A 6812-nucleotide genomic window follows, 5' to 3' on the forward strand; every position below is an offset into this window, starting at 1 on the left:
GCCCGAGGGCCCGGGTCGCAACCTGGGCCGCGCACTGGCGCCGCCCGCCGGCGAGGCCTGGGGCATCGTGGGCACGCTTGTGGCGGGAGCCGGCTTCTGGGGACTGGCCGGTTTTGGCCTTGATCGGCTACTGGGGTTTCAAGCCCTTTTTTCCCCATTGGACTGATTGTCGGAATTGCGGGAGCACTCTACCTGGTCATTTATCGCTTCGGTGTCCGTTGATGACGGTGTGTAGATGGAAGTAAAGTCACTCTAGGTAACAAAATTGCCATCAAATTTACGGACGGTGATCTTCGACAGTTTGTCGAAGATCTCTCGTGTGTAATTGATGCCTCGCGGCGTCCAGGCGGATAGCATCGGCGGTGTCGGGCAGGCGCCTTGGGTGCCGCTCGCCGCTGGTTGTCCCCTTTCGCTTCCGCATGGGACGGGCCCTGACGGGGCCTCGTGGGTGGAGGGTAGGGATCGGGATGCAGGCGGTGGCCGCCTGGCTTTCGCTCCTCTACCCGGAGGGGCCTCACCCGTATAGAGTGAGGCCGACCTGGTCGTAGGTGATTGCGAACTTTGACGTTGTTGAATGATCATGGAGGTGTCGGAAGTGCCGAGCGGTTCGGTGTTCGCGGCGGCCGACGACGGCTTCCACGGGCCGACTTCCGAGGTTTTCAGGCCGAAGAACTGGTTTGAGATCGGTGACCTCTACTTCAACAAGTGGTCGGCGCTCACCCTGTTCGTCGCGATCTTCGTGGGCCTTTTCCTCTGGCTTGGATTCCGTCGGGCCGCGCTGGTCCCGCGGGGGCTCCAGAATTTCTGCGAGTCCATCTACGACTTCGTCGACCAGCAGATCTCCCGAGACGTCATCGGGGAGCGCGGCCGGGTCTTCTCGCCGTACCTGATGATCCTCTTCTGCTTTATCCTGGTCTCGAACGTCATGGCCATCATCCCCGTGGCCCAGTTCCCGACGACCTCGCGTATTGCTCTGCCGATGATTTTGGCTCTGATCAGCTGGGCCATTTTCAATGTGGTCGGAATCCGCGAGCACGGGGCCGGAGCGTATTTCAAGGACATGCTTGTACCAGCACCGGACGCGCCCTTCGGTGTCAAACTGATCTTGGCGCCGATCGAGTTCTTCTCGACCCTCGTCGTGCGGCCGGCCACCCTCGCCATCCGGCTCTTCGCCAACATGTTCGCCGGCCACATGCTGCTACTGGTGTTCGCGCTCGGGGCCGACTACCTGCTACCGAAGCCGCAGTTCATCTTCGGCATCTTCTCCGGGCTGATGTTCGTCGTCCTGACCGGCTTCGAACTGGTGATCGACCTTTTGCAGGCGTACATCTTCACCATCCTGACGGCCGCCTACATCGGCGGTGCTATCTCGTCGCACGGTGGCGGTGACCACGCCACGGACCATCCACCGGTCCACGGGCACGAACCGAGCTCGGAGACGACTTCGTTTGCCACGCCGGCGCAACCGGCGGTGGCACGGGCCTGACATCTTCCTCTCGACGTACCCGCACCGCGGAGACGGTCCCGGTGCACCGACTTTAGAAGGACGGATTTCACGATGTCTCTTACCGCGTCCACGTTGCTGGCCGCTGAAGACGCCATCAGCGGCAACATCGGGACGGTCGCCTACGGCATCGCCACTCTCGGTCCCGGTATCGGCGTCGGCATCATCTTCGGACTCGGCATCCAGGCGATCGCCCGCCAGCCCGAGGCGGAGCAGGTTGCTTTCCGGTACATGCTTATCGGGTTCGCGCTGGTCGAGGCCTTGGCTCTGATCGGCTTCGTCGTCCCCTTCGTGTTCACCTGATCCGGCACAGGGATATCAGGTGTACTCCTCTGTCATCCTCGCCGCCGAGGAAGTGGGCACGCACGAGGAAAACGTCCTCGTGCCGCCGTTGTCTGAACTGATCGTCGGGCTGCTGGCCTTCGGTGTCCTGGTTGGATTCTTCTTCTGGAAGATCTATCCGCAGATCCGCAAGACCTACGCCGATCGGACCGAACGCGTAGAGGGCGGACTGCGTCGGGCCGAGCAGGCCCAGCGTGAGGCGCAGGCGCTGTTCGAGCAGTACCGTGCCCAGCTCGCCGAGGCGCGTGCCGAGGCGGCCCGTATCCGGGAGGATGCGCACGCCCAGGCGCGGGTAATCATCGACGAACTACGGACCGACGCCCAGCGGGAGGTCGCCGAGTTGCGCGATCGGGCCGAGGCGTCGCTGGCGGCCGAGCGGTCGCAGGTCGTCGCCCAGGTCCGGCGCGAGGTCGGCACGCTCGCGGTCGAGCTCGCCACCAAGATAGTCGGGCATGAGCTGCAGAACGACGCCCGGCAGCGTCAGCTTGTCGACGACTTCATCGCGGGTCTGGAGGCCGGGCCGCGGCCGGCCAGCACCGCGTCCGGGCTGGGAGGCTGACGGTGGAGGGCGCCAGCCGACGCTCGTTGGCAGTGGCCCGTGCCGTTCTCGACCAGGTGATGGCCATCCCGGTGGGTGGCCCGCGACGGGCCGCGCGGGTTCCCGACGCCGACCGGATCGCCGAGGAACTGCGTGCGGTCGCCGCCCTGATCGGGCGGGAAGCGACGGTGCGCCGGGCACTGACCGACCCGGGGGCCCCGGGGCCGTCGCGGGTCGGGCTCGCCCGCCGGCTGCTGGCCGGCCAGGTCAGCGAGCCCACCCTGAAAGTGGTCGACAGCGTGGTGCAGAGCCGCTGGTCGCGGCCGGGGGACCTGCGTCAGGCCCTGGAGGAGCTCAGTGTCGAGGCGCTACTCGCTCAGGCTGACGTCACCAGTGCGCTCGACGAGGTGGAGGACGAGCTTTTCCGCTTCGGCCGTATCCTGGACCAGAACCCACAGCTCGCGCTGGCGCTGACAGACCCGGCGGCGCCGGCCTCGGCGAAGGCCGTGTTGGTGAACCGGCTGTTGGTTGGGCGGGTGCACCCGGTCACTGTCCAGCTGGTTCAGCAGGCGGTGGCCGACCGGGCGCAGGGCGACGTCGCGGGTCGGCTGGAGCACTACAGCCGCATCGCGGCTGCCCGGCGCGGTCGGGTGGTGGCCGTCGTGCGTACCGCGATCCCGTTGGACGCCGGCCAGGTTGAGCGCCTGCGCGACGCGATCAGCGGCTACTTCGGCCGGCAGATCCAGCTGCAGACCGATCTTGACCCAACTGTTCTCGGCGGTGTCGTCGTGCGGGTCGGCGACGAGGTGGTGGACGGCAGCGTTCTCCGCCGGCTCACCACCGCCCGGCGCGGCCTGCTTCGGTAGGAGCGCCGTGACCAGTCCCGACCAGATCCATGCCAGCCATGAAGGACAAAGCGATGACTGAGCTGTCCATTCGGCCGGAGGAGATTCGCGACGCCCTCCGGGAGTACGTCGACTCCTTCCAGGCCACCTCCGGTGAGCGGGAGGAGGTCGGCAGGGTCGTCGTCACCGGTGACGGCATCGCCCGGGTCGAGGGTCTTCCGCACACGATGACCAACGAGCTGCTGGAGTTCCACGGGGGCGTTCTGGGGCTCGCGCTGAACCTCGAGGTCGGTGAGATCGGAACCGTCCTCCTGGGTGACTCCGAGCATATCGAGGAGGGGCAGGAGGTCCGCCGCACCGGCGAGATCCTCTCCGCCCCCGTCGGTGACGGCTTCCTCGGCCGGGTCGTCGACCCGCTCGGGCGGCCGATCGACGGCCTCGGGGAGATCGTGGCCGAGGGCTCCCGGGTGCTGGAACTGCAGGCGCCGACGGTCGTCCAGCGCCAGCCGGTGAAGGAGCCCCTGCAGACCGGCATCAAGGCGATCGACGCGATGACGGCCATCGGTCGCGGTCAGCGTCAGCTGATCATCGGTGACCGGCAGACTGGCAAGACGACGGTGGCCATCGACACGATCATCAACCAGCGGGACAACTGGGCCTCTGGCGACCCGTCGAAGCAGGTCAAGTGCGTCTACGTGGCCGTCGGCCAAAAGAAGTCGACGATCCGCGAGGTGGTGAACACCCTCGAGGAGGCCGGCGCGCTGGCCTACACCACGATTGTGGCGGCGCCGGCCGACGAGCCGGCGGGCTTCAAGTACATCGCGCCCTATACCGGCTCGGCGATCGCCCAGCACTGGATGTACAACGGCCAGCACGCGCTCATCGTCTTCGACGACCTGTCCAAGCAGGCGGAGGCATACCGGGCGATCTCGCTGCTGCTGCGCCGCCCGCCGGGCCGGGAGGCCTACCCGGGTGACGTGTTCTACCTGCACTCCCGGCTGCTGGAGCGCTGTGCCAAGCTCTCTGACGAGCTCGGTGGCGGGTCGCTGACCGGACTGCCGATCATCGAGACGAAAGCCAACGACATCTCGGCCTACATCCCGACGAACGTCATCTCGATCACCGACGGGCAGATCTTCCTGGAGTCCGACCTGTTCAACCAGGGTGTCCGCCCGGCCATCAACGTCGGCACCTCGGTATCCCGGGTCGGCGGCAGCGCGCAGGTCAAGGCGATGAAGTCGGTCGCCGGCCGCTTGCGGCTGGACCTCGCCCAGTACCGCGAGCTCGAGGCGTTCTCGGCCTTCGGCTCCGACCTGGACAAGGCTTCGCGGGACCAGCTCGCCCGCGGCGCCCGCCTGGTCGAGCTGCTCAAGCAGCCGCAGGGCCAGCCCTTCCCGGTCGAGCGCCAGGTCGTGTCGATCTGGGCCGGGACCACTGGCAAGCTCGACGACGTGCCGGTGGCGGACATCCGTCGCTTCGAGTCGGAGTTCCTCGACTTCGTCGGCCGGTCCTACCCGCAGGTGTACGACGCGATCGTGACCACCGGCAAGCTCAGCGACGACACGATCGCCGTGCTGGAGCCGGCCATCGCGGAGTTCAAGAACCAGTTCACGTTGTCCGACGGCCAGCCGCTGGTCAACGAGCCGGTGCCGAGCCCGCTCGACCCGGGGCTGGTGCGGCAGGAGTCGATCCCGGTGCACCGACCCGCGGTGCACAAAGACGACGAGGGCTGACCCATGGCGGGCCAGCTTCGTGAGTACCGGCGGCGCATCCGGTCGGTGCAGTCGACGAAGAAGATCACCCGAGCGATGGAGCTGATCGCGGCTTCCCGCATCGCCAAGGCGCGGGCGCGGGTCGCCGCCGCCTGCCCCTACGCCGAGGAGATCACCAGGGTGATCGAGGCGGTCGCGGCGCAGACCACGATCGACCACCCGCTCACCACCGAGCGGCCCGGGGCGACCCGGGCCGCGGTCGTGGTGATCACCAGCGACCGGGGGCTGGCCGGCGGGTACAGCTCGAACGCGCTGCGGCGCACCGGCGAACTCGTCGAGCTGCTGCGTTCGGAGGGCAAGGAGACCGACCTGCACGTCGTCGGCCGCAAGGGGACGGGCTACTACCGCTTCCGAGGTCGTGCGATGAGCGGCGAGTACACCGGCTTCTCCGAGCAGCCGTCGTACGCGGACGCCAAGTCGGTCGCGGACGCGCTCATCGCGGCCTTCATCGACACGAGCGAGAACGGCGGAGTGGACGAGATCCACGTCGTCCACACGGAGTACGTCAGCGCCATCACCCAGACGCCGGTCGCCCGCCGGCTGCTGCCGATGGTGCTCACCGAGACCGACGAACCGCCGCGCGGCGGCCCGCTGCCCCAGTACGAGTTCGAGCCCTCCGCCGAGGGGGTGCTTGACGCGTTGCTGCCCCGCTACGTGGAAAGCCGGCTCTACGCGGCGCTGCTCGAGTCGGCGGCGTCGGAGTCGGCGGCGCGGCAGCGGGCCATGAAGTCAGCCACGGATAACGCCGAGGACCTCATCAAGAGATACACCCGGCAGGCCAACCGGGCCCGGCAGGACGCCATCACCCAGGAGATCTCCGAGATCGTCGGTGGCGCCAACGCCCTGGCCTCGGGAGCCTGACGTGGGCGGGCGGCGCGAGGAGCGGGAGCGATGTCGAGCGATGTCATCGCCATTCCCGTCTTCACGCCGCCGGACACAATGGGTGACCACAATGGGTGACACCGAGCGGAACCGATGCGGACATCGACAACAGAACGCAGAAGGACGACGCCGAAGGCGGAGCGCGCACGACGCGAACCGCTCCGCCCCAGGTGCCAGCGAACGCGAGCCCGAGGCTGCGGCGACGGGCATTGATGGGAAACTGAGGACGCCATGACCGTCACCACCAGCTCGCCAGCCACGGCGGAGGGCCGGACCCCGGGGATCGGCCGGGTCGCCCGAGTCATCGGACCGGTCGTCGACGTGGAGTTCGCTCCCGACGAGCTTCCCGAGATCTATCAGGCACTCCAGGTCGACCGGACCATCGGCGACGAGACGCTGACGCTGACGCTCGAGGTCGCCCAGCACATCGGTGACAACACCGTGCGGGCCATCTCCATGCAGCAGACCGACGGTCTCGTCCGGGGCGCGCCCGTCCGCGACACCGGCGCGCCGATCTCGGTCCCGGTCGGCGACGCCACCAAGGGCCACGTGTTCAACGTGCTCGGCACGCCGCTCGACGTGAAGCAGATCGAGGCCGAGACGAGCTGGCCGATCCACCGGCTGGCGCCGGCGTTCGACCAGCTCGAGTCGAAGACCGAGATGTTCACCACCGGCATCAAGGTCATCGACCTGCTCGCGCCGTACGTGCGCGGTGGGAAGATCGGCCTGTTCGGCGGTGCCGGCGTCGGCAAGACCGTCATCATCCAGGAGATGATCCGTCGGGTCGCCAAGGAGTTCGGTGGCGTCTCGGTGTTCGCTGGGGTCGGCGAGCGCACCCGTGAGGGCAACGACCTGTTCCTGGAGATGACCGAGGCCGGCGTCATCGAGGACACCGCGCTGGTGTTCGGCCAGATGGACGAGCCGCCGGG

At 67.6% G+C, this 6812-nt stretch carries 6 protein-coding genes and 1 pseudogene; all 7 read left to right on the plus strand.

Going from position 1 to position 6812, the window contains the following annotated elements:
• Positions 1-595 precede the first annotated feature (595 nt).
• Positions 596-1486 carry a F0F1 ATP synthase subunit A gene (gene atpB / locus ACY45C_RS05410; RefSeq protein WP_462186553.1) on the plus strand — a complete coding sequence of 297 codons (891 nt, stop codon included), beginning with the start codon at positions 596-598 and terminating at the stop codon, positions 1484-1486.
• Between the two features lie 72 nt (positions 1487-1558).
• Complete coding sequence (locus ACY45C_RS05415) at positions 1559-1807, plus strand: ATP synthase subunit c family protein (RefSeq protein WP_462186548.1); 249 nt, start codon at positions 1559-1561, stop codon at positions 1805-1807.
• A 19-nt stretch (positions 1808-1826) separates the two neighbouring features.
• Positions 1827-2405, plus strand: coding sequence for a F0F1 ATP synthase subunit B (locus tag ACY45C_RS05420; protein WP_462186549.1), 579 nt, complete (start codon positions 1827-1829; stop codon positions 2403-2405).
• Between the two features lie 2 nt (positions 2406-2407).
• Positions 2408-3250 carry a F0F1 ATP synthase subunit delta gene (locus ACY45C_RS05425; protein ID WP_462186550.1) on the plus strand — a complete coding sequence of 281 codons (843 nt, stop codon included), beginning with the start codon at positions 2408-2410 and terminating at the stop codon, positions 3248-3250.
• A gap of 53 nt (positions 3251-3303) precedes the next feature.
• On the plus strand, positions 3304-4962 hold the full coding sequence (atpA, locus tag ACY45C_RS05430) for a F0F1 ATP synthase subunit alpha (RefSeq protein ID WP_462186551.1): 1659 nt from the start codon (positions 3304-3306) through the stop codon (positions 4960-4962).
• Between the two features lie 3 nt (positions 4963-4965).
• Positions 4966-5862, plus strand: coding sequence for a F0F1 ATP synthase subunit gamma (locus tag ACY45C_RS05435; RefSeq protein WP_462186552.1), 897 nt, complete (start codon positions 4966-4968; stop codon positions 5860-5862).
• 252 nt (positions 5863-6114) lie between these two features.
• Positions 6115-6812, plus strand: a pseudogene (locus tag ACY45C_RS05440) (F0F1 ATP synthase subunit beta); the annotation flags it as partial.

The sequence above is a fragment of the Frankia sp. CcWB2 genome (assembly GCF_977927585.1).

What these genes read in the sequence shown, in the direction of transcription:
- atpA (WP_462186551.1), top strand. Translation starts at nt 3,304, where the DNA reads ATGACTGAGCTGTCCATTCGGCCGGAGGAGATTCGCGACGCCCTCCGG.
- ACY45C_RS05435 (WP_462186552.1), top strand. Translation starts at nt 4,966, where the DNA reads ATGGCGGGCCAGCTTCGTGAGTACCGGCGGCGCATCCGGTCGGTGCAG.
- ACY45C_RS05415 (WP_462186548.1), top strand. Translation starts at nt 1,559, where the DNA reads ATGTCTCTTACCGCGTCCACGTTGCTGGCCGCTGAAGACGCCATCAGC.